General features: G+C 42.6%; 23 protein-coding genes. 9 read left to right on the forward strand and 14 right to left on the reverse strand.

Features of this window, described 5'->3' with window-relative positions; translation table 11 throughout:
• Positions 1–248 precede the first annotated feature (248 nt).
• Positions 249–1793, reverse strand: a complete 1545-nt coding sequence (gene ffh, locus A3K91_RS11085) for a signal recognition particle protein (protein WP_062845314.1) — start codon at positions 1791–1793, stop codon at positions 249–251.
• Positions 1794–2193: 400 nt separating this feature from the next.
• On the opposite strand from ffh, the gene A3K91_RS11090 reads away from it, so the two are divergent.
• Complete coding sequence (locus tag A3K91_RS11090; protein WP_062845315.1) at positions 2194–2997, forward strand: cytochrome C assembly family protein; 804 nt, start codon at positions 2194–2196, stop codon at positions 2995–2997.
• Positions 2998–3103: 106 nt separating this feature from the next.
• Here A3K91_RS11090 and purU read toward each other — a convergent pair whose 3' ends face one another.
• Together purU and A3K91_RS11100 are read right to left on the reverse strand one after the other, a co-directional pair.
• Entirely contained in the window at positions 3104–4036 is a 933-nt protein-coding gene (gene purU / locus A3K91_RS11095; RefSeq protein WP_084387341.1) for a formyltetrahydrofolate deformylase, read from the reverse strand.
• 206 nt (positions 4037–4242) lie between these two features.
• Complete coding sequence (locus A3K91_RS11100) at positions 4243–6351, reverse strand: hypothetical protein (RefSeq protein ID WP_062845316.1); 2109 nt, start codon at positions 6349–6351, stop codon at positions 4243–4245.
• A 484-nt stretch (positions 6352–6835) separates the two neighbouring features.
• Here A3K91_RS11100 and rpmB point away from each other — a divergent pair, with 484 nt between their 5' ends.
• Both rpmB and rpmG read left to right on the forward strand, forming a co-directional pair.
• Positions 6836–7072: a 50S ribosomal protein L28 gene (gene rpmB, locus A3K91_RS11105; RefSeq protein WP_057761372.1), complete on the forward strand. Its 237-nt coding sequence runs from the start codon at positions 6836–6838 to the stop codon at positions 7070–7072.
• Between the two features lie 134 nt (positions 7073–7206).
• Positions 7207–7362 carry a 50S ribosomal protein L33 gene (rpmG, locus tag A3K91_RS11110; protein ID WP_010201403.1) on the forward strand — a complete coding sequence of 52 codons (156 nt, stop codon included), beginning with the start codon at positions 7207–7209 and terminating at the stop codon, positions 7360–7362.
• A gap of 114 nt (positions 7363–7476) precedes the next feature.
• Here the strand turns inward: rpmG and A3K91_RS11115 are convergent, their stop codons facing one another.
• The 11 genes from A3K91_RS11115 to ispH all read right to left on the reverse strand — a co-directional run bounded on the left by A3K91_RS11115 (position 7477) and on the right by ispH (position 17757).
• A complete protein-coding gene (locus A3K91_RS11115; protein WP_062845317.1) occupies positions 7477–7788 on the reverse strand; it encodes a hypothetical protein in 312 nt (103 codons plus the stop codon).
• 226 nt (positions 7789–8014) lie between these two features.
• Entirely contained in the window at positions 8015–8326 is a 312-nt protein-coding gene (locus A3K91_RS11120; RefSeq protein ID WP_062845318.1) for a hypothetical protein, read from the reverse strand.
• A 122-nt stretch (positions 8327–8448) separates the two neighbouring features.
• Positions 8449–8805 (reverse strand): hypothetical protein, encoded by a 357-nt coding sequence (locus A3K91_RS11125; RefSeq protein WP_062845319.1) that lies wholly within the window; start codon positions 8803–8805, stop codon positions 8449–8451.
• A gap of 68 nt (positions 8806–8873) precedes the next feature.
• Positions 8874–9566, reverse strand: coding sequence for a ribulose-phosphate 3-epimerase (gene rpe, locus A3K91_RS11130; protein WP_062845320.1), 693 nt, complete (start codon positions 9564–9566; stop codon positions 8874–8876).
• Positions 9567–9689: 123 nt separating this feature from the next.
• Positions 9690–9974 (reverse strand): TIGR03643 family protein, encoded by a 285-nt coding sequence (locus A3K91_RS14245; protein WP_228139957.1) that lies wholly within the window; start codon positions 9972–9974, stop codon positions 9690–9692.
• Between the two features lie 250 nt (positions 9975–10224).
• Entirely contained in the window at positions 10225–11133 is a 909-nt protein-coding gene (gene fghA, locus A3K91_RS11140) for an S-formylglutathione hydrolase (protein WP_062845322.1), read from the reverse strand.
• A 101-nt stretch (positions 11134–11234) separates the two neighbouring features.
• Positions 11235–12713: a C13 family peptidase gene (locus tag A3K91_RS11145; protein WP_062845323.1), complete on the reverse strand. Its 1479-nt coding sequence runs from the start codon at positions 12711–12713 to the stop codon at positions 11235–11237.
• Between the two features lie 317 nt (positions 12714–13030).
• On the reverse strand, positions 13031–14992 hold the full coding sequence (htpG, locus tag A3K91_RS11150) for a molecular chaperone HtpG (RefSeq protein ID WP_062845324.1): 1962 nt from the start codon (positions 14990–14992) through the stop codon (positions 13031–13033).
• A 485-nt stretch (positions 14993–15477) separates the two neighbouring features.
• The gene (locus tag A3K91_RS11155) at positions 15478–16293 is read right to left on the reverse strand and encodes a thioesterase family protein (protein WP_062845325.1); all 816 of its coding nucleotides are present in this window, start codon (positions 16291–16293) and stop codon (positions 15478–15480) included.
• Between the two features lie 157 nt (positions 16294–16450).
• Positions 16451–16702, reverse strand: a complete 252-nt coding sequence (locus tag A3K91_RS11160) for a hypothetical protein (RefSeq protein WP_062845326.1) — start codon at positions 16700–16702, stop codon at positions 16451–16453.
• 98 nt (positions 16703–16800) lie between these two features.
• On the reverse strand, positions 16801–17757 hold the full coding sequence (ispH, locus tag A3K91_RS11165) for a 4-hydroxy-3-methylbut-2-enyl diphosphate reductase (protein WP_062845327.1): 957 nt from the start codon (positions 17755–17757) through the stop codon (positions 16801–16803).
• 319 nt (positions 17758–18076) lie between these two features.
• Here ispH and gmk point away from each other — a divergent pair, with 319 nt between their 5' ends.
• The 6 genes from gmk (at position 18077) to A3K91_RS11195 (ending at position 26077) form a co-directional block, all read left to right on the forward strand.
• The gene (gene gmk, locus A3K91_RS11170) at positions 18077–18703 is read left to right on the forward strand and encodes a guanylate kinase (RefSeq protein ID WP_062845328.1); all 627 of its coding nucleotides are present in this window, start codon (positions 18077–18079) and stop codon (positions 18701–18703) included.
• A 175-nt stretch (positions 18704–18878) separates the two neighbouring features.
• Entirely contained in the window at positions 18879–19139 is a 261-nt protein-coding gene (gene rpoZ / locus A3K91_RS11175; protein WP_062845329.1) for a DNA-directed RNA polymerase subunit omega, read from the forward strand.
• Positions 19140–19521: 382 nt separating this feature from the next.
• Positions 19522–21720 (forward strand): RelA/SpoT family protein, encoded by a 2199-nt coding sequence (locus tag A3K91_RS11180; protein WP_062845330.1) that lies wholly within the window; start codon positions 19522–19524, stop codon positions 21718–21720.
• Between the two features lie 231 nt (positions 21721–21951).
• Positions 21952–22332, forward strand: a complete 381-nt coding sequence (locus A3K91_RS11185) for a RidA family protein (protein ID WP_062845331.1) — start codon at positions 21952–21954, stop codon at positions 22330–22332.
• A gap of 160 nt (positions 22333–22492) precedes the next feature.
• Positions 22493–24769, forward strand: coding sequence for a primosomal protein N' (locus tag A3K91_RS11190; protein ID WP_062845332.1), 2277 nt, complete (start codon positions 22493–22495; stop codon positions 24767–24769).
• Positions 24770–24919: 150 nt separating this feature from the next.
• Positions 24920–26077, forward strand: a complete 1158-nt coding sequence (locus A3K91_RS11195) for a cation diffusion facilitator family transporter (RefSeq protein WP_062845333.1) — start codon at positions 24920–24922, stop codon at positions 26075–26077.
• The last annotated feature ends 1 nt before the right edge of the window (position 26078 follow it).

Below are 26078 nucleotides of genomic sequence, written 5' to 3' on the forward strand. Positions count from 1 at the left end.
CCTATACTATCGGTATTAAAAAAAGCACGGCATTATAAAAAAAGCACTGGCTTCATAAATAAATCAGCGCCTATCATAGCATTTAGGGCAGGCTATTTTTATCACTTTCTGCTTTTTTCATACTTTATCCATGAGAATCTCTCCAAATCAGACAAACGTAAAAAAAACCTCAAAACAATCTCCGCTTTGAGGTTTTTATTAGAAACAATGATCAAAAGACTTAAATGTAGATATTACTTATGGAAGTATTAAAAACGGGTTTTAAACTTCTTAGGCGCTTGATTTTGCATGTCCTGTATTTGCTTTTGCATCTCTTCAGTGCTTGGCATATTGTTAGGATCAAGCCCCATTTGTTTTGCCATTTGCTCTGGATTGACGTCTTTAGCGCCGCCTTGCTGACCGCCACCAAATAGAGGACCGCCGCCACCGCCAGCACTGCCGCCGCCCATTAGTCCTTGCATGGACTTCATCATTTTACTGATGCCTTCAGGCTTTGAGATCATCTTCATCATTTTTGCCATTTGCTTGTGCTGTTTGAGCAAACGATTAACGTCTTGAATCTCACGACCAGAACCCGCAGCAATACGGCGCTTACGGCTTGGATTGATCTTATCAGGGTTCTTACGCTCAAATGGCGTCATAGAATTAATCAATGCTTCCATTTCACGCACTTTTTCTTCTGGTTTGGCATCTTCGACCGCTTTTTGCATGTCAGAACCACCCATACCTGGCATCTTATCTAAAAAGCCTGCCATACCGCCCATACTCTTCATTTGCTGGAACTGGGTCAATAGATCTTCAAGGTCAAAATCGCCGCCCTTCTGCATCTTTTTCGCCATTTTTTCGGCTTTATCACGGTCAATTTTTTGTTCAACTTCTTCGACCAAACTCAGTACGTCACCCATACCAAGAATACGCTGGGCAATACGCTCAGGATGGAACAGCTCTAAGGCATCCAACTTTTCGCCGCGCCCCAAGAATTTAATCGGTTTACCTGTGATGGCACGTACAGAAAGTGCTGCACCGCCGCGAGCATCGCCGTCAGTCTTGGTTAAGATAACACCAGTCAATGGCAAGGCATCATTGAACGCTTTGGCTGTATTGGCAGCATCTTGACCCGTCATGGCATCGACGACAAACAAGGTCTCAGAAGGATTGACCGCCGCCGTTAGCGCTTTAATCTCATCCATCATGTTGTCATCGATGTGCAAGCGACCTGCCGTATCAATGATTAGAATATCTTGATACTGAATTTTGGCTTCTTCAATGGCACGTAGTGCGATATCAATCGGATTTTCGTCAGTGCTTGAGTTCACAAACTTGGCATCAACCTGACCTGCTACTTGCTCAAGCTGCTTGATGGCGGCTGGACGATAGACATCAGCTGAAACCAGCATGACTTTTTTCTTATGACGCTCTTGTAAAAATTTGGCCAATTTACCAGCAGTCGTCGTTTTACCCGCACCTTGCAAACCCGCTAGTAGATAAACGACTGGTGGCTTACCGGTCATCTCTAGTTGTTGGTTAGCACTGCCCATCATTTCGGTCAGCTCGTCATGGACGATTTTGACAAACGCTTGTCCTGGTGCCAACTCTTTTAAGACTTCAGCACCCAGCGCTTGCTCTTTGACACGCTTAACAAAGTCGCGCGTGACAGGTAACGCCACGTCAGCTTCTAACAATGCCATACGTACTTCACGCAAGGTGTCTTTGATATTGTCTTCAGTCAGTTGTCCAGTCCCCACAATATTACGGAGGCTCGACGATAAACGTTCTGTTAAGGTATCAAACATAAATAACTCTCAGTTAAAATAATTCTTTGTTAAAATCTTTTTTAGTAAAACCAGTCAAATGGCTTACCAATAATGTAAGGGCATGCGTAATAATATATTAGATTTGGTTTTTAGATACGACATTATAAAAAACAGTCTATTATCAACACTATAGCATTAAGATGATCGAAAAATTACCATCGTTTTGCAAAAGGCTTGGATATTTGAGCTGTCACTGACGCATACTGGGTTGAGTTCAGATGGACAGAGCTGAGCATTTATAGGGAATACGTAAGATGGTACTCAATTGATCCCCATTTTATGATAAATTGGACAATTATTCTAATCATTCCGATAATACCACTTTCGCATTGCATTGAGCAGCCATTGTGCGCTCAATATGAGATGAGGCTTTATATCTGTGCACTTTGCATTCTTACTTGCTAGTCTAGCTTATATCTTAGTCAGTGTTTACCTTGGTTGGGCGCTGACTCAGGACAAACCTGTTCGTAAAGGCATTGGTTTGGGGTTACTGATGGTCGGTATGGTCGCACATGCGCTGCTGCTCTACCCCTACGTTGTTACGCTTTATGGTTTGAATTTTAATTTATTCAATGTCATTAGCCTGATCAGTTTGTTTTTTTTATTCTTTTACGTCTTGTTTTCTCTGTACCGGCCTATTATCAGCTTGGGCATCTTAGCGGCACCAACAGCACTCCTAGGTATGACCATTGGCTACATTGGACGCGCGCCCTATCAGCCGATCATCAATATCAGTGCAGGGCTAGAAGCACATATCTTACTGTCTTTCGCGGCTTACTGTGTCCTGCTAATGGCAGCGATACAAGCACTATTTTTGCGCTTACAAATACGCGAGCTCAAGCATCATACCATTCATCGATTTTGGGTCAATAAGTTACCATCCCTGCAAAGCATGGAGGGTTTGTTATTCGATATGCTCTTGGTAGGGTTTGTTTTATTGAGTATTGCGTTGGGGATTGGTTTTATCTATGTAGATGATCTGATGGCACAGCATATCGTACACAAAACCGTCTTTAGCCTGTTGTCTTGGTTATTATTCGGTACACTACTGGTTGGCAACTGGCGTGCTGGCTGGCGTGGCAAGCGTGCGGCTAATATCACTATTTATGCCTTTATCTTATTGGCAATTGGCTTTGTCGGTAGCAAGTTTGTGCTAGAGCTATTGCTAGGTGTTGGCCAGTAAAAAAAGCGGCAGCCAATTGTATCTCATACGAGTATTGACTGTCCGCTTTGGTATTATTTAAAAATAAGATGAGATTTTAGAGAATGCATTATGCTCAAACGCTGTTTTAATTAAAAACCACGGTCTTATTACCTGCGACAATCACTCGATTTTGCACATGCCAGTTCACAGCACGCGCCAAGACGTTGCGCTCGATATCACGACCAATGGCTCGTAATTCTGTCACGCCTTGACGATGGGTCACGCGGTGAACATCTTGCTCGATAATAGGCCCTTGATCAAGCTCAGCGGTGACATAATGCGCGGTGGCACCAATCAGTTTCACCCCTTTATCATACGCTTGACGGTAAGGATCGGCACCCACAAAAGCTGGCAAGAATGAATGGTGAATATTGATTACCTGCATCGGCCAGCGTTTCACAAAATCAGGTGACAGTATTTGCATGTAACGCGCTAATACAAGCAAATCATTACCTTCCATCAGTTTATGAATCTGCTCTTCTGCCTGCTCTTTATTGTTTTTATTGACAGCCACATGGTGAAATTTGATACCGAAGTTTTTGACTGCTTGACGTAAGTCAGGATGATTGCTGACCACACAGGTAATCTCGCAGTCCAGCAAACCGCGCTGATGACGCCATAATAAATCTAACAATGCGTGATCGAACTTGGATACCAAAATACCCACTTTGGTCTTAATTGCATTGTTATGGAGACGCCAATCCATGTTGTGGCGTTTGGCAACCGTATGTCCAAAGCTGACCTCAAAATTGTCAATAATTTCGCTTAACCCTGCCAAAGCAAACTCCAAACGCATAAAGTATTGACCGCCTTCATGAGCCGTTGAATACTGATCAAGCGTAATAATATTCGCACCATAGCGATGGATAAACTCAGAAACCGCTTGTACGATACCCGCTTGATCTTTGCATTTGATCAACAGTGTCGCCGTGTCGCTAGCATCAGTGGTAGGTAAAGCACTAGAAGTAGTGTTTGACTCGATATCCGATGAGGGAACCGTCTTGATAGTGTCTGACATAATACGCCCAATTAAAAAATAATGACTGATCGCTGAAAAACTGTTATCAGCGTAGTAAACCGATTATTTTAATCTTTTTTGCAATGTTTTGCTGAGCGTGTTGGTTGTTTTTGGTTATTCAGATTGATTTAGTTATTTAAAAGGGTAATGCAAAAACCCCCAACGTGGCGTTGAGGGTTTTATAACTAACTGGTTACTATGTGAACTTATTGAATAATATAAGTCTTAGTCGTGACATTACTATTCGGTGCAGTAGCAGAGATTCTAAAGTAGTCCCCTGCTGCACAACCATCCAACGTATAGTTGCTGATGGTTCCTAAGTTTTGACCGAGAGCGCCTGTGTTCACCAAAGCAGGGACTTTACTGAAACCTCCAACTTGCTCTACTGTACAACTTTTATCATTACTGTCTGTTTTGTCAACAGCGGTTGCAGCAATAGTCGTACCAGAAGGCATTGGGTTTAGGTCGTAGAAACCACCGCTATTCGTACGAACATTAACCATCGTTGCTGAGCCACTGATCACTTGTGTCGTCAGCATATTACCTAGATTGTTTAATAAGGTAAAACGCGCATTACTACCGTCAGACAATAACTGAGTAGTTTGATAACGTACAATAGCATCCAATCCTGAGTTACATGTATTGGCTTTATTTGGCGATACAAAGTTTGAAATAAAACTCTGTTCAAAACTGTCTTTTTTTGATTGACTGTATGTTGGGAATTTAAGTTGTATAAATCTATCCAAATTATTCTCACACATACCGCTTGCTTGTGTAGTCAATGGATACGTAAATTCACCAGCTTCAAATGTACCGTTTTCATTGTCATCACGGAAGGTATCACCAATATTATGAACAAAGGTATCTACCCCCTCATCCCATGCGTTATTGGCATTGTTATCAATATAAGCTTTTTCGCCTTCTGCTACAGCTAAAATACTCACACGTCCATCACCTGGTCTTGGGTTTTGGGTTGAGAAAGTCACATTACAAACGCCATCAGTAGTGGTACAGCTAGCAGGAGAGACTTTACCACCTTCAGCCGTTAAGTTTACCACTGTACCATCTGGTACTGAGTTCCCATTACGATCTACCATTCTAATAGTGATGTTAGTGCTATCGCCATCCATACTCCAATCTAAAACGTTTTTCTCTTGTGAGATACTTAAACCATCTTGCGTCACGCGCGAGCTAGCGATCGATATACCTTTAGATAATGCATTGATACGACCATCTCGAGAAAGTGAAGCCTTAATCTCCACAGGCCCTGGTGTAGACCCAGGATAAATATTGACAGATACATTACCATTTTCATCAGTCCTAGCAGGAATGTTAGAACGATTACCTAATACGCCAAAGGATAGACCCAGTGGTGATTTTTCTAAGGATAAAACCACATCGGCATTGGCAAGAGGCGTTTTATTAGAATAAACCGTAAACTCAACCTCTCCTGTCGCAGAAGAGCCACTATTTGCAATGCCAAGTGTTAATGGATTAGAGGTATATACAATTGAGGTTGCCTCAGGAGCCTGCACAGTAATATTGGTAGATCGTACTGCATTACCTACGTTTGCAGATATTGTCACAGGACCACTACAAAGGGTATCATCATCATTAATCGATTTATAAACCACCTCTACCATACCATTAGCATCAGAAGTTATTTGTGCTGGAATCTGTCCACAACTCGCATTAAGATTAACTGACACACCATTCAATATATTTCCTTCTGCATCAGAGACGATCAAAGACAATGCAGTCTGCGCACCTGATGATAGATTGACACTCTCAACAGAAAAAGCACTTAGGCTAACTTTGGTCGATTGAACTGAAAAAGTTTTATCTACAGTCGCTGTATTACCTGCAAAGGTTGCGGTCGCAGAAATAGTATAAGCTCCTGATACTTCAGTTCCCGTTGGCTTTAAGAATATACGAGCGAAGCCTTCACTATCTGTTAGTACTGAGCCTGACGTAGTTTGTGACAACATCACCCCTGTAGCATCGATAGCAAAGCTCACTTTAGCCCCTGCGACAGGTTCATTTTTTTCGTCAGTTATTAAAACCTCATAGTAAGCACCGTCTAAACCGATTGAAGTAACTGGATTGCTATTTATATCAACCAGATTACTAGTAGCTATATTGAGAGTATCAATAGTAGAACCACCATCCCCCGTCCCAGGCTGAGTCACACCCGTATCAGGCTCGGGGGCAATTGTATCAGTACCATCGCCACCGCCGCATCCAGCCAAAGTCAGTGATAAGGTTAGTGCAGTCAGCTGAAATAGCTTGGAAGCAGGTAATGAGCTATATGACATTTTGAGACTCCGCATAAGCAGTAATTTATTTGAGCAAATAGGTAAATATCAGTACACAGAATCATATTAGATTGGTAATGATACATAGGTTTACATTGATGCTAGTTGTATTAACAGATTGTATTAAATATATAACAGCAACTTTACTGACTTTTGTTATAACTTACAACTAAAAATTAATGGTTACTATTAAACAATCAACAACATAGAGCGCTTATTTCAGGGTATAATAGCCATCCTTTAGATCGGCAGTAATTATAAAAATATTTGAGTATTCATCTGTTTTATGGTATAAATGTCGGCTTTAAAATTTTCTGAATTGGTTAGCCTGTTATTTGCCTTTAGATAGCAGTCATATCAGCTCAACCTTCATATAGTTTTGTTTGGTGCAAAGCTGCCGCTTGCTGTGTCCATGCCGCAAAAACGTGCAACTTGCCCAGACTGGTATGAGAAAAACTCATACCTCATAGATTAGGAGTTCGCCATGTCTCGAGTTTGCCAAGTGACTGGAAAGCGCCCTATGGTGGGTAATAATGTTTCGCACGCAAACAACAAAACCCGTCGTCGCTTTCTACCAAACCTACACAACCATCGTTTTTGGGTAGAGTCTGAAAATCGTTTTGTACGTCTACGTGTGTCTACCAAGGGTATGCGCATCATTGACAAACTAGGTATCGATAAAGTGTTAGCGGATCTACGCGCACAAGGTCAAAAAGTTTAAGTGAATATTAGCAGCTTATAAATAACGATAATTTTCGTTATTAAAGCTGCTTTTCTGCTACCACATGAGTAGCAACTTATTACTTAAGACGCATACCTATCGTTTTAAGACCCCTCATTTACAGGAAAGCTATCATGAGAGATAAAATTAAATTAGTATCAACAGCGGGTACTGGGTATTACTACACCACTACTAAAAACAAGCGCACTATGCCTGGCAAAATGGAAATCAAAAAATTTGATCCAAAAGTACGCCAGCATGTGATCTTTAAAGAAGCTAAAATCAAATAATCTCCATTTTTATAAATGGTACTATTTGAACAAAAAGAAGGGTTTATCAATCGATAAACCCTTCTTTTTATGCTTGTATATTTAGCTATCTTCAGCTCGCTAATAAACTAAAGATCAGCTGTAGTGTGTTGGCTCTTTATCATAGACGTGAGCGTGCCATTTACTCATCTGTTTTTGCATGATGACCTGAATCGCCGCATGAATCATATGTTGACCAATCGCTTGGGTATCGCTACCCAATAGCTCTTTTAGCTTATCAGAGAAATCAATGGTCATAAGCGGCGCTTCATCTTGTTCAGCGTCACGCAACAACAATTTACCATCTTCAGCCTCTACCAGCTCAAGAGTGGTCTCTTTCGCAAATCCTGCAAATTGATCGGTACTCTCGCTATCTACTTCTATATCATTATCGATATCGTATGGCATTCATTTGTTCCTTATTGTCCCGTCTGATACTTGCAAACGAATTGGTAATGGCAAAAAATCTATTCACTACAAAAATCCATTCAGCAAATTTCTCGTCTTAAATCTTTCGTCTTTTAGTAACGCGGGTAAAACTGTCTTACTCATACAATGGACGCTTTGACCTTGGATTTCAAGGTTTGTCACACAAGTCTTCTATATAAGTAAGCGTTTGAGAGGCTATCCAAACTCAACGCCAGTATCTCAGTTTGGCTAAGGTGAATAAAAATGCGACAAACATGCCAAGGTAATACGTCAATTTTAACTCAAAGGTTGGATCACGATATTTGAATGGTAGTGCCACAGTGGCAGTAGCGGTAGGGAATATCAGTAGCATAATGAGCCAATTTTCAATCACATTTAGCCAGTCTTGAAAACTTGTACCATGACGCAGCGATGCTAAGCCCATGAATAAGCAAGCTATAATCAAACTAGTAAACAAGCCATTTGGTAAGTCTTTTGGATAGATAATTTTGGCAATACTAGCTGGTACGATTCGCATATAAAATTCCAGCCATACTTATAAGGTATGGCTCAATGATTAAAAAAAAGTGTAAAAGATAGCTCGTAAAAAAATAACAACGCTATATTTATGAATGCACATTATTTTTGCTGATCGTGATGTTAACTATAACTCCCCATCAACCACAACATTGACACACAAGCAGTCAACCAGCCAAGCGTCAGCGCATTTCTGGTTTCAATATGCAGACCTTTAACTTTATTAAGCACTCGCGAGCCAAGCCAAAAAAACAATGGGATGCCAAGCACAAAGGTAGGTATGACTACAGCAGCATGACGCAATACGACGCCAACGTCATCGCCAATCATTAAGCGAAAACCATAGCCTGCTAAACTTAGCACAAGCGCAAAAATAGCCAAGCCAATTGTAATCCCTTTTGGTACTAAGCTACGATGCGGCCTAGTATCTGTGATTGGCTCAGAACGCACTGACGAGGGAACGGGTTTGTTTGTGTTCATAGTTTACCTTTACATAACCTACCATCGTATAAATGACGAGTACACCGCGTATTTTAATGATACCGATGTTACTGATCAGCCCTAACGAGTGCCAACTCTTCACGCATCGCATCGATAGCAGCTTTATAATCTTCTTGGTTGAAAATTGCAGAACCAGCGACAAACATATCCGCGCCTGCTTCAGCAATTGCACGAATATTACTGGCCTTGATACCACCATCGACTTCTAACCTGATGTCTCGACCGCTAGTAACAATGCGTTGACGGACTTGGCGAACTTTATCTAAAGTGCTCTCAATAAACGACTGCCCACCGTATCCAGGATTGACGCTCATGAGTAGGATTTGATCGACCTTGTCCATAACATAATCTAAATGATGTAATGGCGTTGCTGGATTTAATACCAAGCCACATTCTGCCCCACCATCTTTAATCAGCTGTAAAGAACGATCAACGTGCGCGCTGGCTTCTGGATGAAAAGTAATAATGCTCGCACCTGCATCTAAAAACTGTTCAATCATGCTATCAACAGGCGAGACCATCAGATGTACGTCGATAGGCGCATCAACTCCATAGTCACGCAGTGCTTTACAAATCATACTACCAAATGTCAAATTCGGCACGTAATGGTTGTCCATGACATCGAAATGAATCACATCAGCGCCCGATTCCAGTACTTTTTCAACTTCTTCGCCCAAACGTGCAAAATCGGCTGACAGTATCGAAGGTGCGATAAGATAAGGTTTTGGAGAACTGATCATAAGGATCTACCTAATTCATGTTTAAATAAAAGACGAGCAAAATATAAAGGATGTTATAACGGAGGTAAGCGCTTTCAATATTCAGATCATATCAAAGATACGAACCGTTTTATGCTTAAATGACTAGCGCGGCTTATATTGTGTCTTACAATATGCGCGACCAACTTCAAAAGAGCGCTTCGCCTCGTGTTTGGTCGCACGGTTACTGACTCGTTGACGCCATAAGCGAAAAGACGACGGCTTGAGCTCTTGACGCATAAGCTTAATAACGTCAGGCTCACTAAGACCATAGCTATGTTCAATGGCGCCAAATGGTGTTCTGTCTTCCCACGCCATCTCTATTACTCGTGAGACCTGAGCCTCATCCAGCACTCTATTCCCAGCCTCATTCGTTGACTGCTCAATCATATCACTTGATTGCACTGAACTTGTCAGCTTCTCGTTGGAATTAGTACCAATATCAGCATGCTGTTTATCTTTCAAAGCTGCGTCCATGTCCGCTTGCATGGTAGCGAGCGTAGATTCAGAATCACTAGAATCCGATGATTGATCTTTTAAATCTACTGCGGCCAAATCTTGATAACTTGCCATAAGACTTACCTTTTTTGAATCAAACGATACAACAAAAAAAACATCATATTAAAACTTAATTAAAAATCTAGCGAAGCTGCGCCATACGCCAATGATGATCGATATGGTCGTTAATCACGGTTTGAATAAAATAATAACTGTGATCATGACCACCTTGATAACGCAGTGTTAAGGGCTGCTTAGCTTTTTCACAAGCGTCTTGTAATGTAGACGTTTGCAATTGACCTTCTGCTAAAAAGTTATCGGCTGCCCCTTGATCGACCAAGATACTCGCATACTGCCGACCGACTTTTTCAATCATCTTTGAAGCATCTGCTTGCGCCCACAATGACTTATCATCACCAAAGTACTCAGTATAAGCCGCTTGTCCCCATGCTGACTCACTGGCGGCACAGACAGGCGATAGCGCCGACACGCTAACAAATTTGCTAGGAAACTTAAATCCTAGTAATAGTGCCCCATGACCACCCATCGAGTGCCCTGTGATGCCAATCGTATCAATGGGAAACTCTGAACGTAACAAATCATACAGCTCTTCAACGATATAACTCTCCATGTTGAAGTTGTCTGCCCAAGGTGCTTCTGTCGCGTCGACATAATACCCTGCCCCTTGACCGACAAAGTAGCGCTCATCATTAGGAACCTCTATGGTTTCTGCTTCGTCTGATGCTGGCACGCTACGTGGGGAAGTATCGGGTGCAATGAAGATCATGCCAAGCTCGCTACATCTCTGTTGAAAATGCGCTTTATGAGTGACATTATCGGCATTACACGTCAAACCTGACAAGTACAAGATAGCAGGACAGCGCTGACCTGTGAGTGCTTCATCAGGCAAGTAAATACTGAACGTCATCGGTGTTTTGGTGGCGGTTGATTGATGACTATAATAGTGCTGTTCACCATTAAAGCAGCGATTCACACTTTTTTGTGTGAGTTGGCTATTGGCAGACAAGCGATGACTGTAAGACTTTTTCATGAGTGACATCCTTTTTATCCAAAGTAAAATACACAATGACTTATAAGAAGCACTTATAAGATAATACCGACAATGTTAAGATTTTAGATACTGTTGAATCATCAGTCCGTTGTAGCTACAGTAGTATCCGCTGACTGAGAAGAAGCGCCTTCAGGCAATACATTAATCGTGGCTACCTCATTATCAATCACGCTTGCCACAGGGGGTCTTGTTTTATCAAACAGCACTTGCTCGAATGCAGGAAGCGCTGTTTCCATAAGACTACCAACGGCCATCTGCGGCTCTGATGGTTCAAACCCCATCAACTCCTCGCGCTCATGCACACGTACTCCTGCGTCCTTAAAAGCAGCTTCAAAACTGGTATTGCTGCGCAGACTCTCAGCAAAGAACGCTTGCCCAAAATACGTCATTTCAGCGGTGTTGGTACAACCAAACGACGGTCTATCAGCGGCTGATGCCGTAATTACCACAGTGGTTGGAGACGCCAGCTCATCAATGAATGAACCTGAATAACAGGCAGACACGACGATCACACGCCAACGAATGCCAGAGTCATCGAGTGCCTCACGCAACCATGCAGCATCTAGATTTTCCATCACAAGTGGCGGATTGGCCAATTGAATGATGTCTTGATTACCATGTGAAGATAAAGTGAGAAACAATACATCTTCATCCGCATTCATTTGTTGACCAATTTTTTTTAAGCCTCGCAAAATACTGGTCTTGGTCGCGATTGGCTCATCTAACCAACTATAGGTATTATTGACCAACGCCAAAGAATGGCCGCTGGTACCAAAACGCACATCAAACAATTCACGCACCTTGTTGATCTCAGAACGAAAGACATCTTGTTCAGAGAAACCTGCAACGCCCATAAAATACCAATCTGTTCTGCCCAAAACACCCGCATCAATACTGTTCAAGGCTTGTTGTAACAGTCGAGGCTGCTCATAAAACGCCGCTTCTTCTAAGACAGGCGTTACTGGCGTCTGTTTGAATATGGGCTGATCAGCGACATTACGCTGCCAGATAGTTAGGAGTGCAACCGCACCCACCAACACAATAATCCGCTCCCACCACGGTATACGTAAGCGACGAGAAAAAATCCATAATAAGGCTAGCGTTTGCCATAAAAACAGCACCAAAAATAAAATTGGTAAAAACGAGTAACTCCAATCAGGTAACCAGCCATAACTGCCCAAAAGCTGCATTAGGCTCTGTAGAAGTGCTGATAAAGTATCAGCAACCAACCACAGAATCACAGGCACAAAAACCAGCGATTGATTGCCTGCGCGGCGTGCCAAAATGATGCCGCCTAACAGAATAATCATCGGCCAAATCAGATAACTGACCAATCCTTGCTCATTAAAGAGGCTACCGCTTTCAGCCGCAAGCCACGAAAAAAGCACATTGCTGCCAAGTGCCAATAGGGCAAATACAGCAAATTGAATAAAGGTCGGTTTTACCCAAGAAAATGCCCGTGTTGACCCGACCAGCATCCACAACGTTGCAATAATATTGGCAGCGAAATTGAGCGAAAAACGCTGAAGTGATACGGTTTTTAGCGACGCAAGTGACAAAGACTTAGACCTCTAGCCAGTCAAGAAGATAAAGTGAGTCAAGTATAAGTGTCTCCATACAGCCACTGTATAACGTTATTGATCAATAACTTCTACGTGGTTGGTAGACATTAATTTCATATTGAATTCACTAGGAAATGGTGACAAATAGCGAACAATACAAGCTTTTATTTTAGCTCGCTAATCTATCGCGATTGTAACGGATTGTCGGTTAAGAGGATAAGGCTGATTTGTAAAATTTGCTTAAATTAATATAGAAACCGACAAAAAAAGGAGGTCTTATATCTAAGACCTCCTTTTTAATTCAAGACGATATATTATCTCATCAACAACTCATTGACGCGCTTCAGATAAGCCGCTGGATCTTCTAACTGACCACCGTCTGCTAATAAAGCCTGATCAAAAATGACTTGAGCAAGATCATCAAACTGCTCACTGCTTTCAAGTTTTTTGATCAATGGATGATCAGGGTTCACTTCAAGCGTTGGTTTGCTTTCTGGTACATCCTGCCCCATTTGCTTAAGCATCTGGATCATTTGCGGTGACAACTCACCTTCTCCAACCACCAAACAAGCTGGGCTATCGACCAGACGTGTTGATACTTTCACATCTTTAGCACGGCCACCTAAAGCCGTTTTTAGCTTATCAACCACAGGTTTCAATGTCTCTTGGGCTTTTTCGGCTTCCGCTTTTTCAGCCTCGTCTTGCAAGTCACCCAAATCTACAGCGCCTTTGGCGATGTTCTGTAGCGGTGTCTCATCGAACTGAGTTAAGAAATTCATTGCCCATTCATCAACACGGCTGGTCATCAAGATAACTTCGATGCCTTTTTTCTTAAACAGCTCAAGTTGCGGACTGTTTTTTGCCGCTGCTAAGTTATCTGCGGTTAGATAATAGATGGCTTTTTGGCCTTCCTTCATACGAGCTTTATAGTCTTCAAAGCTGGTCTCAAGACCGTCTTGCGTGCTGGTCGCATAACGAAGCAGTTTGGCAATACGCTCTTGATTGCCCATGTCTTCGCCAAGACCTTCTTTGATCACATCACCAAACTCTGCGTAGAACTGAGCGAATTTTTCTTGCTTGTCGCTGTCTTCGCTATTAGCCAAACTTGATAGCAAGGTCAAAATACGGCGCGCATTACCATCACGGATTGATTTGACATCACGTGACTCTTGTAGCAGCTCACGACTGACGTTCAATGGCAAATCTGCTGAATCAATCACCCCTTTAACAAAGCGCAGATACATTGGAAGCAGCTGCTCAGCTTCGTCCATGATAAACACACGTTTGACGTACAGCTTTAAGCCATGCTGCTGCTCGCGGGTATAAAGATCAACAGGCGCTTTTTTCGGGATATACAATAACTGCGTATACTGTACGCGGCCTTCAACACGGTTGTGCGTCCAAGCGAGCGGCGCATCCATATCATAAGTGATGTTTTTGTAGAAATCGGCATACTCGTCATCTTCAATTTCAGATGCTGAACGTGTCCATAGCGCGCTGGCTTTATTGATGGTTTCCCACTCATCTGTCAGCACCATCTCGCCACCAGCTGGCGTGTCGTCGTTTTCGTCTTCTTTCACATCTTCTTGCCAAACTTCTTTACGCATCTGAATCGGCAAGCTGATATGGTCTGAGTATTTATTCACTAAACGCTTGATTTTACCGCGATCAAGATAGCTGTCTTCGCCCTCAGAATATTCTTCTTTTAAATGTAAAGTGATGGCGGTACCGCGCTCTGCTTTGTTGATAGGCTCAACCGTAAAGCTACCAGTACCATCTGATACCCAGCGCACGCCTTTATCAGCAGGCTCGCCCGCTTTACGTGATTCAACACTGATGGTATCGGCCACGATAAATCCTGAGTAAAAACCAACACCGAACTGTCCGATCAACTGACCATCTTGTTTTTGTGATTCAGACAATTTGTCCAAAAATGCTTTGGTGCCGGATTTGGCGATTGTACCCAAGTTATCAATCGCATCCGCTTCATTCATACCAATACCATTGTCGGTAAAGGTGATGGTTTTGGCTTCTTCATCAACGGCAATACGTATGCGCAGCTCACCGTCATTTTCATATAGGCTGTCGTCATTGGTGGCTTCAAAGCGCAATTTATCGCAGGCATCAGAAGCGTTAGAAACCAGCTCACGCACAAAAATATCAGCATTAGAATATAGTGAATGTGTCACCAAATGCAGCAACTGCGCCACTTCCGCTTCAAACGTGTGTTTTTTTAATTCTGGATTCAGACCTTCAGCTTGAGTTGCTTCACTCATAAAAACTCCTTTAAATTCTATGAAAGACCTATTATCAGATAACGATATACTCACTAAAGCCGCTCTCGTAATATTAGAGAGCCTGTCGTATGCGATACCGTTAAACTGTCTATACTAATAGGGGCATTGAGAAAAAATTCAAGCACAAAAACCTTATCCCATAAAAAAACACCACCCATATTTGTCAAGGTAGTGTTTTTCTTAGGTGAGTACTTTTCTTATAGAAGTTTAAGAAATAAACATCCAAGCGCAGATACTAAAAACGATAACGCTAAAAACTATTCTGAATAAGCTTCTAGCAATAACTCCCAGATAGCAGTCAATTTTTTTGAAAAATGAATGTGTGTTTTCATAGCAACCTCTATATCGATTAACATCGTCTTATTAGGTACTATTAAAACCATTTTCCCAATATTTGTATAATTAATTGATTACAACTTCTTGTTTCATTTTTTAAAACCAATAGCTAAATAATGCTTTATCTTTTAACGTGGCATCGGTCGAATAGTCAGAATTTGCTCACTACGACCAAATGGGCCTTGTGTGTCATGTAGTATGCCACTGGTCAAGCCGATACCATCATCGCCATATTGCTGAACAGCCTCAATGCCTAGCCAGCGACCTTGAGGTTTGCGGTGCATGTGGATTTGCAAATCGGTGTTTGGGAACATCCATTCCAATTTTGATAAGCCAAGACCAACCCGTGGTACAACACCATTGGCGGTATCGACCATACCCAATAAATGTACTAAATCATCCGTTGGTACACCCTCGACCATCTCGAAATCATTGGTGATCCATATCATACCGCGCCCAGGACGACGCTGCGTATCGGTTACTAAGCGCACACTTTCAATAAATCCCCCTGGCCAGCCTTTCATACCGTCCCAAGCGGATAGATCCTCAGGCTTGTGCGCAGACTGCTGATCCTCAATCCCTGCAATCTCACTGGTATCTTGCGTCATTAATCGCCATGCTCGTGCGATGATCGCATCACGGCCGCGACTACTCATGACTGCTTCAATCAATTCTATGGTTTTGCCGGGTCGAATACAGCGCGTAGTAATGGTAAAGTCATCAAGCGGTATCAGGCCTAAAATATCAAGACTAATGCGAGCAATACGCATGTTGTGTTGCGGCGCATAACCATTTAGCTCAGCGGTGAGCACCCCCGTTGCTGGCGCCATATGTTGCTCGTGCTCATTCCAAGCGCCCTGCGCATGCTTAGTTGGCTGATAATGTGCGACACTGATACCGTTTTCTTGCTGTTCGCGTTTAATAAAAGTGTAATAAGCTGGCATGACCATCCTTGTTCTTGTACCAAAGCGTTCTCATGTATCTTCGCTATTAAATGACATGAAAATCTATTATTGGGAAATGTATCGTAATTCTTTACCCGTAAAAATCAGAGGATTTATTTGCTCTACCTGACGGAATATTTTTCTTTTAGAGACCAGTCTACTCAACTCTCGTTAGCGCTTTTTTTCTCATCTCAAGAATTTGGCGGCTTTTGATAATAATGAACAAGAAAAAAATCATAACCACAACGAGTAAGCCATAAAAAAGACTATAACTTTGCATAAAATTTGCGATATTTAGGAGAAGTATCAAGGCAACTAGGACAATAACAAACATATTTATTTTTAACTGTTTGTTCACCTCTTCAAGGGTGGCCTCTGCCAATACAAACTTGGTTTTCTGTTTTTTCATTCTACCTTATCCATAGTAGGTGACTTTTAACGAAGGCTGATTAGAGATTTTTTATCAAATTATAGGTGCTTAGAGCTCTACATACATAAGCTCTTGCCCTACTTACCTACCTGTGTGACAGGGATGCGTAGGGCCTTTGGTAAGCTAAATATTACGTTTTCTTCAATACCTGACAGCTCACTAGGCAAATCGCCACCCCAATCTTGCAACTGCTGTAGGACTTCTTGAATGAGCACCTCAGGCGCTGAAGCACCAGCCGTCACGCCAACACTTTGTACACCCTCCAACCAGCTGCTATTCATCTCGCTAGCATTGTCGATCAAATAAGCCCGGCAATTCATACGTTCAGCCAACTCACGTAGACGATTGGAGTTTGAAGAATTGGGTGAGCCCACAACCAAGACCACTTCACAGCGACTGGCCAAATCTTTTACCGCATCTTGGCGGTTTTGGGTGGCATAACAGATATCGTCTTTGCGCGGTCCTTGGATACTAGGAAATTTGCCCCGTAAGGCATCAATGACGCGTGCTGTGTCATCCATCGACAACGTGGTTTGGGTAACAAACGCTAAGCGCTCAGGATTTTGTACGCTGAGTGCTTCGACATCACTCTCGTCCTCAACCAGATGAATCTGACCACCGTGACGACGATTAAAGCGGCCCATCGTACCTTCAACTTCAGGATGCCCAGCATGGCCAATTAGTACTGCATCCATACCTTCTTGCGCAAACTTTGCCACTTCAATATGCACTTTAGTAACTAGCGGACAAGTGGCATCAAATACTGTCAAGTCGCGACGCTCAGCCTCATCTTCAACGGCTTTTGACACACCATGTGCCGAAAAAATAACAATCGACCCATCTGGTACTTCGTCAAGCTCTTCCACAAATACGGCACCGCGATTTGCCAAATCAGAGACAACAAATTTATTATGTACTACCTCATGGCGAACATAAATGGGTGGCTCAAAACGCGTCAATGCTTCATTCACAATCGCAATCGCACGATCCACACCAGCACAAAATCCACGAGGGTTGGCAAGATAAATTTGCATAAACAGGCCTATCATTAGATAATTTATAGTTAAAGCGTATTTTACACCGCTTCAATGTAAAAGTTGAAACAAAAGCAACGCTCTACTTTATCATAATTTGCTTTTATTGCCCTTGAAAATACCAATGTTCTATCGTTAAACGCCAGTATATGGATAGTGAATTAATCAGGGCGGCTTTATTAAAATAAAAGTCACAAAAGCAGTTTATAATAACGCATCGATTTTAACTCTTATCGCCATACATGATGGCGATTTTTATTTTTACCAGCCTTTTGCCCTTCGCTAGGACATTTTTTGGTCTTTTACTAGGACATATTGTATGACAGGTTCATTATTTATTATCACCGCCGCCTCGGGTACAGGCAAGACCTCATTGGTAAAACAGCTGCTTGCCACCACCAATGATTTGACCGTCAGTATTTCACATACCACTCGCGCACCACGTCCTGGCGAGATTGATGGTCAGCACTATCATTTCACTGATGTCGACAGCTTTACTAACGGTATCATTGCAGGCCAGTTCTTGGAGCATGCTGAGGTATTTGGCAATTATTACGGCACGTCTGAGCAAAGTGTCCGCACCCAGCTTGCGGCAGGTATTGACGTGATTTTGGAGATTGACTGGCAAGGAGCGACGCAGATCAGAAATATGTTTGCCGATGCCATTATGGTTTTTATTTTACCGCCCAGTCTGACGACACTGCGTCAACGTCTCTCAACCCGTGCACAAGATAGCGTAGAAGTGATTGAGCAGCGCCTTGCTGGCGCAGTTACTGAAATGGCACAATACGTAAATGCGGACTATGTGGTTATCAATGACAACTTTGAGGTGGCCTTAGCTGAACTAAAAGCCATTATCGTGGCTGATAGACAAACCCTCAAACGCCAACAACAACGCTATCATCGTACCATTACCAATCTACTGAGCGATAAAGCAGACGAATAAGCAAAGTATGGCTTACTATTCATAAGTCATTTGAGAAGTGAATATAAAAAGCAACTACGCGACTGCGCAAAAAATGCTATAATGTCTGGCTATTACTTTTTTATATTTTTGATATTATTTTTATTGAGTGGCGGCCCGTGTCCGTGACTGGTAAAAACAACCGAGGTAGCTATTTATGGCACGAGTGACGATTGAAGATTGCTTAGATAATGTTGATAATCGCTTTGAACTGATTTTAGTGGCAAGCAAACGTGCCCGTCAATTGGCTAAAGGTATCGCAGAGCCATTGGTTAGCGTCGATAACGACAAGCCTACCGTATTGGCATTGCGTGAAATTGCTGCTGGTAAAATCACACGTGATATTTTAAATCAGCCAGAGCATCACTTTGCAACCAGTTCACTGGATTTGGCATTGTCAGGCGATCACAGCTTCTAATAAATCGCTTTGATAACGTCCACTGTATAGCATCATAAAGCAATTGATTGTTTTATAGATATATACATGGTGACGATAGAGACCACAGCACAGGCTGTGGTTTTTTGGTTGTAACGACATCGTTTTGATGGTTGTAATTGCCATTTATACCTCAAAATAAACCTTTGAGGCAGAATTTTTAAGTTTTTATCATCCCTACTCGCTTATCAGTTGACTTTGAATACGATTTGCGATTAATTAGAGAATGGTCTAACTGTCTTTAGCTTTTTCATTAGGCTTCTATGTAGTAGTCAGCATTCAATTAAGTCACTGTTTATCTTGATAGTTTATTACTTTGATAAGCAGTTAGACAAATAGATAATGGAAATAGGATTGTTGCTTTATGAGTCAAACCTTACCCAAACTCAGTCATCATCTGGTAGATGAAGCTCAATATAACTTACTGCGCTCAGTAGGTTATCTCACTGCTGCTGAACGGCGTGATATTGTTGATGCGTGCGAGTTCGGTGATGTTGCGCATATTAAAGACAAGCGCAAATCAGGAGAGCCTTATATCACCCACCCTATTGCGGTGGCTGAAATATTGGCCGGTTTTCGCTTAGATCGAGATACGATTATCGCAGCAATTTTACATGATACCGTCGAAGATACTGATGTGAGCGATGAGCAGCTTAGAGAGCGCTATGGCAAGGCCGTGGCAAGGTTGGTTGATGGGGTGACCAAACTCAAATCCTCTTCACATAACAAGCAACAAAATAAAGCTGCGACTTTTCATAAGATCTTGACTGCCACATTGGCCGATCCTCGTGTCTTGATTATTAAGCTTGCTGACCGATTACACAATATGTCCACGCTTGACGCTGTGCGCCCTGAAAAGCAGCGTACAACGGCCCAAGAAACCTTGGACTTTTATGTACCGTTTGCGCGTCTAATGGGTCTCAATGATATTGCTGATTATATCGAGGTGCTTTGTTATCGCAATCTCAACTCGGATATGTATAACAAGATCTCTGATAAGCTTTTGCAACATGGTCTTGGACGTAACTTTCAAAAAGAAGCCATTCATCGCTACTTAAATATTGTTCTCACCAATTTAGAATTGAATGGACTGGTCAAGGTCTTAGACAATCGCGTGGTCATCTACCGTCAGTTTTTCCGCAATCGCGGTGAGATCAATGCTTTACTGCGTCATTATGCGTTTGAGATTGTCCTCGACAATATCGAATCTTGTGACAAGCTGGCTTATTATCTGATTAAAAAATATCAAATTGATGACAGTCATATCGCTGATAATATTCGCAGGCCGCTCCCAGGCGGTAGTCAGTCGCTCACATTAATTTATGAGCGTGACAATGATGTTGTAAAAGTAACCATTTTGACCAAGCAAATGCAAAACGCGGCCAGACTTGGTGTTATTGGTGCAGAGCACGCATCCGATATCAGTCAGTCGGTGATTCAAGCCTCATTACGTAATATGAAAGACTTGGTCGACGAAGACAATTTGAATGAAAATAGTCCTGATTTTTCAGCAGCTGTTTCTACTATTAATGAGCTGATGGATTACCTGCATTCTAGTAAAATCATCTGTTACAGTCCGCAAGGTCGCGCTTATGAGTTACCACAAGGCGCAACCGCACTAGATTTTGCTTATGCCGTTGGACCCATGGTCGGTAATGTCGCAGTCGGCGCTAACATCGATGACAAAGCGGCAAAATTGGGCACGGTGGTCAAAAACGGACAGCTCATTGAGATTGAGGTAAACAGTCACTCAGAACCAAAAGCAGAGTGGCTTGGCTTTGTCGTGACAAACAAAGCTCGTGAAGAGATTTTGCGGTGGTTTAAAGATTTATCTATTGATGATAAACGCCATCATGGTCAGCAAGCACTGGATCGTGCCCTTAGAACCTACCAAAAAAGCCTTGACGACTTAACAGAGAATGACTGGAAAAATCTTACAGAATGGCGCGGATTGACAGAAAAAGACGCCTTGTTTGAGCAAATCAGCTCTGGTACCTTGCTGCCGCAATTGGTGGTTACGCGCTTGTTTAGTGATGAAGTAAATGATCTGCAAGCAAAAGAACATAACGAAGATATGACCCAGCCCCAGCAATTAATTGTCAACGCGTCTGGCGTTGAGCTTGATTTTGCCAATTGTTGTCATCCCATTTATGGTGATCCTATTGTTGGTCATTTATCGCGTCACGGTCTGGTTGTGCATCGACATAAATGTTTCTCCATTGATGACATTCGCAAAGACAACCCTTATCAAGTGATACAGCTGCGCTGGCGCAGTGATAAAGCTGTCAAGCAAGGTGATCCGGGTGAACATGACATAAAAAATACAGGAAAGATTCGTTTTCCAGCTTATTTGAAATTGTCTATTTCTTTAAGCGATGAACAAATTACAGAAGTTATTTATCATTTACGCCAGTTGAATATTGGTGTTGAAACCATTGATGTGCGTAGTAGTGACACTATTGTTCACATTATTGTACGTAGCCGCAATCACTTAGCACAGGGTATTCGTGAACTGCGCTCCTTACTTGGCTTCCCAAATATCATACGTCTATACCAATTGTAATTAGATGATAAGATTGGCTTTATTAACTATTCAATGGCATCGATATATAAAATAAGCCCCATTTAGAAAGACGTAAAACAGTGATAAACTGTTTTGCTTACTAGTAAATAGACGAAAAGCGTGTTTTTATTTATAGTGTCGTCTTTAGACACGCAATGCGTCTTTGTAAATCAAACCAAAAAGCTATTGACCCGAAAACTATAAACCCAAAAGCTGTAAAAAGGACATAATATGACTCGTCAAACCATTCAGACAGACAAAGCCCCTGCCGCCGTTGGCACTTATTCACAAGCCGTAAAAGTTGACAAAACCGTCTATATCTCAGGACAACTCGGTTTTGATCCTGAGACTATGGAATTAAGAGAAGGTTTTAAAGCGCAGGCTGAGCAAGTTTTTGAAAACATCAAAGCCATCTGCGAAGCTGCTGGCGGTAGCTTGAATGATGTGGTTAAGTTTAATGTGTCATTAACCGATTTGAACGACTTTGCGGTTTTAAATGAAGTGTTTGTTGCCAATTTAAGCGAGCCATATCCAGCCCGTGCTGCGGTACAAGTAGCTGCATTGCCAAAAGGTGGCGTGGTTGAGATTGAGTCCATTCTATACATTGACTAATACGGATATCACTACCGTATAAATGCTCAAATACTTAAGATTACGTAACCTTTTTCAACGTAAGCCCAAATATCACTATTTGGGCTTATTGCTATTATCTTTTCTCAATCATCATGCAATTGTCTAAAATTTAACTGCCTAAAGGCGATGGGTGTATTTTATGTTGGTACAAGTTGCTCTGCCCGTCCCCCTTTATCGGGTATTTGACTATAGTCTACCAGCAGAGATGAGCGCGTTGCCAAATGCATCGATACCGAAAATTGGCACTCGTGTCGAAGTGTCATTTGGTCGCCAAACCTTAATCGGTATTGTCATTGCCCATATTCCTGAGGCAGACAGTAGCGTTCCTTTGAATAAGATAAAACCTATTAATAAGTGCTTGGATGCTGACCCCATCTTAGACGATAGTATGCTAAAGCTGGCCTATTGGCTGGCGCGCTATTACCATTATCCATTAGGGGATGTCTTAGCCGTCATTTTGCCAAGCTTGGTTCGCCAAGGTAAACCTTTAGATCTTCTGATCACGCATTGGCGAATTTTGCCTCATGTGACGGATGATGATTTCCGTGCCAATGCCAAAAAGCAAAAACAGCAATTTGATATGCTAAAGCTGCATGGCGAACGCGGCGCCAGTGAGGACATTCTGTTACTAGAAGGAATGCAAAGAGAGTTCTTGAAGACACTCGAAGACAAAGGACTCATCGAACGTTATATTGAGTCAAAACAAGCCCCTTCTCCTGTCAAATTAGCAAAAATGCCGTTGGATCTGAATGCGGAGCAACAGCGTGCCGTTGATGCCATTATTGCAGCCCATGAAGCCAAGCGCTACACAGGTATTTTGTTAAATGGCATTACAGGTAGTGGTAAGACGGAAGTCTATTTGCAAGCGATGCAAGCGGTATTAGAAGCAGGAAAGCAGGTTTTGATTCTTGTGCCAGAGATCGGTTTGACACCGCAGACACGTGCGCGCTTTGCCAGTCGATTTGCAGCGCACATCGTCTTACTACATTCAGGAATGAACAACACCCACCGCTTACAAGGATGGCAAGACTGCCGTACTGGTCATGCACAAATCATCATTGGTACACGCTCAGCTCTTTTATATTCTTTTGCAGATCTGGGACTTATTGTCGTGGATGAAGCACATGATGGCTCATATAAGCAGCAAGACACGTTGCGTTATCATGCCGCTGACGTTGCCCTATATCGTGGCTTTCAGCACAACATACCTGTCGTACTTGGTACAGCCACGCCTTCTCTTGAGCATCTAAAATTGGTCGATGAAGGTAAACTAGTAGAGTATCAACTGCTGACTCGGCCTGGTAATGCTAACCCTGCGACGATGCAGCTCATTGATGCTCGGCTACAAAGTACTCATCAGCAAACCACTGACGATGGCGCACGTTATGACACTGGTCTGACCGATGCACTCATTGGTGCAATACGTCAAACGCTAGAGGCAGGCGATCAAGTATTGATCTTTTTAAACCGTCGTGGCTATGCGCCTGTTTTGCTCTGCAAAGCCTGCGGCTGGCAGGCAGACTGTCCTCGTTGCGATGCTCATTTAACGGTTCATTATAATAATCAAGCTCAGCACAGCCATTCTTATTTAAAATGTCATCACTGCGATTGGCAAGCTTACATCCCTGCTGCCTGTCCTGATTGCGGCAGTCAAAACTTAGATGCTAAAGGCATGGGGACCACCAGACTGAGCGAAAACCTACATGCCATCTTTGCCAACCCACAAACCAGTAAAGATCTCTACCCTATTATTCAGATTGATCGTGACACCACACGGTTGAAGAACAGCTGGGAAAATATTTATCAACGTATCAATGAAGGCAAGCCTGCTATCTTAGTCGGTACACAAATGGTTGCCAAAGGTCATCATTTCCCCAATGTCACCCTTGTTTGTTTGCCCAATGCCGATCGCGGGTTTTTATCAGCAGATTTTCGCTCGCCTGAGCATACTGCCCAATTGATGGTTCAGGTGGCTGGACGCGCTGGACGTGGTGACAAAGCAGGACGCGTACTGATTCAAACCTTGCAACCTGACAATGAGCTATTATTAAAACTAGTCAAGGACGGTTATCTGTCGTTTGCCCGTGAATTGCTACAAGAACGCAAAATAATGGGTTTGCCTCCTTATAGCTATGCCGCGCTCATACGCTGTGAAGGCAAAACAATGGCAGCTACCACGCAGGCCCTAAAAGATGCCATTGAGCTGTTACCAACTGCTCATAATCTGGCTGTGCTTGGCCCTATCGATGCACCAATGAGTAAAAAAAACAGCCGCTACCATGCGCAAGTACTACTATTAGCTAAGGATCGACAACAATTACACCGCATCTTAAACCAGTGGTGGCAACCTGCAATCGCGCTTCCAAGCGCCAAATACCTCAAACTTACTTTAGATATTGACCCTATAGGCTGGTGATGTGAGTTTTACGTCGTCACTACAACCTCTGATGCCTAGCTATGTTAAATTTATAATCACGATATAGGCTGCTACTTAAAGCTGCATCGCTATACTGTGCAGAGTCAGTATAGACTAGATCCTCCCACCCTTCTGAATTTGAGTATTGCTATGACGCCAGAAAAGTCAGACTCTACATCTAACAATCCTCATCAAAGTGATGCTCATACACATCAGCCGCACTCTGATGATACGCATGATGGATATGATACACATGACAGTCATGAGCATGAGCCACACTCTACACGGTCTGTCGCAGCACGAGATACGAAAGGCTATCAGCGAACGTTACTTTTTAGCTTTATTATTATTACCAGTTATATGTTCATCGAAGCGATTGGTGGCTGGCTTACAGGAAGCTTAGCGTTATTGTCTGATGCAGGTCACATGCTGAGTGATTCCATAGCACTTGGTGTCACCTTGATGGCTTTTAAAATTGGCGAAAAATCTGCCACGCACCAAAAAACCTTTGGTTATAAGCGCTTTGAGATTTTAGTTGCGACGGTAAATGGGGCAACATTGATTGTCATTGCTTTAATGATTTTCTATGAAGCCATCAAACGCTTTAGCTCACCTCCTGAAATTGCGACTCAAGGTATGCTGATTGTGGCGATAGTCGGCATGTTGATCAATATCTTGGTGGCGTGGCTCATGCATCGAAGCCAACACAATAACAGCGATCATACACACAGTCATGGTAAAGAAGACACTCAACCATCAAGTAAAAAACAACCTGTCAATCTCAATATGCATAGTGCTTATTTGCATGTATTGAGTGATTTGATGGGTTCAGTTGCTGCCATCATTGCTGCTCTATTGATGATGGGATTTGGGTGGGTCTGGGCAGATGCAGTCGCCTCAGTGATCGTCGCCGTCCTGATATTAGTCAGTGGTTATCGTGTTGTACGCAACTCCGTTCATATTCTCATGGAAGGTACGCCGTCTCATATATCTTTAGTCGAGATTGAGCAAGAACTACAAGAACACCCGCAAGTAAAAGAAGTCCATGATCTGCATGTTTGGAGTATTACTAGCGGTTTAAACGCTTTATCCTGTCATGTGACTGTCGATGGAGACATGAGTATTCATGACTCAAGTATCTTGATTGCCAATCTTGAGCAAAGACTGCTTACCCTTGATATTCATCATGCCACCATTCAGGTTGAAAGCTCGTCACATCCGCAAACTCAAGCGCATAGCAGTGCGCTGGTTTGTGATATATCAGAACGTACAGAAATTATGGATAGCCATATGGGTCATCATCATTAAG

This window comes from Psychrobacter alimentarius (assembly GCF_001606025.1).
Taxonomy (GTDB): Bacteria; Pseudomonadota; Gammaproteobacteria; order Pseudomonadales; family Moraxellaceae; genus Psychrobacter; species Psychrobacter alimentarius.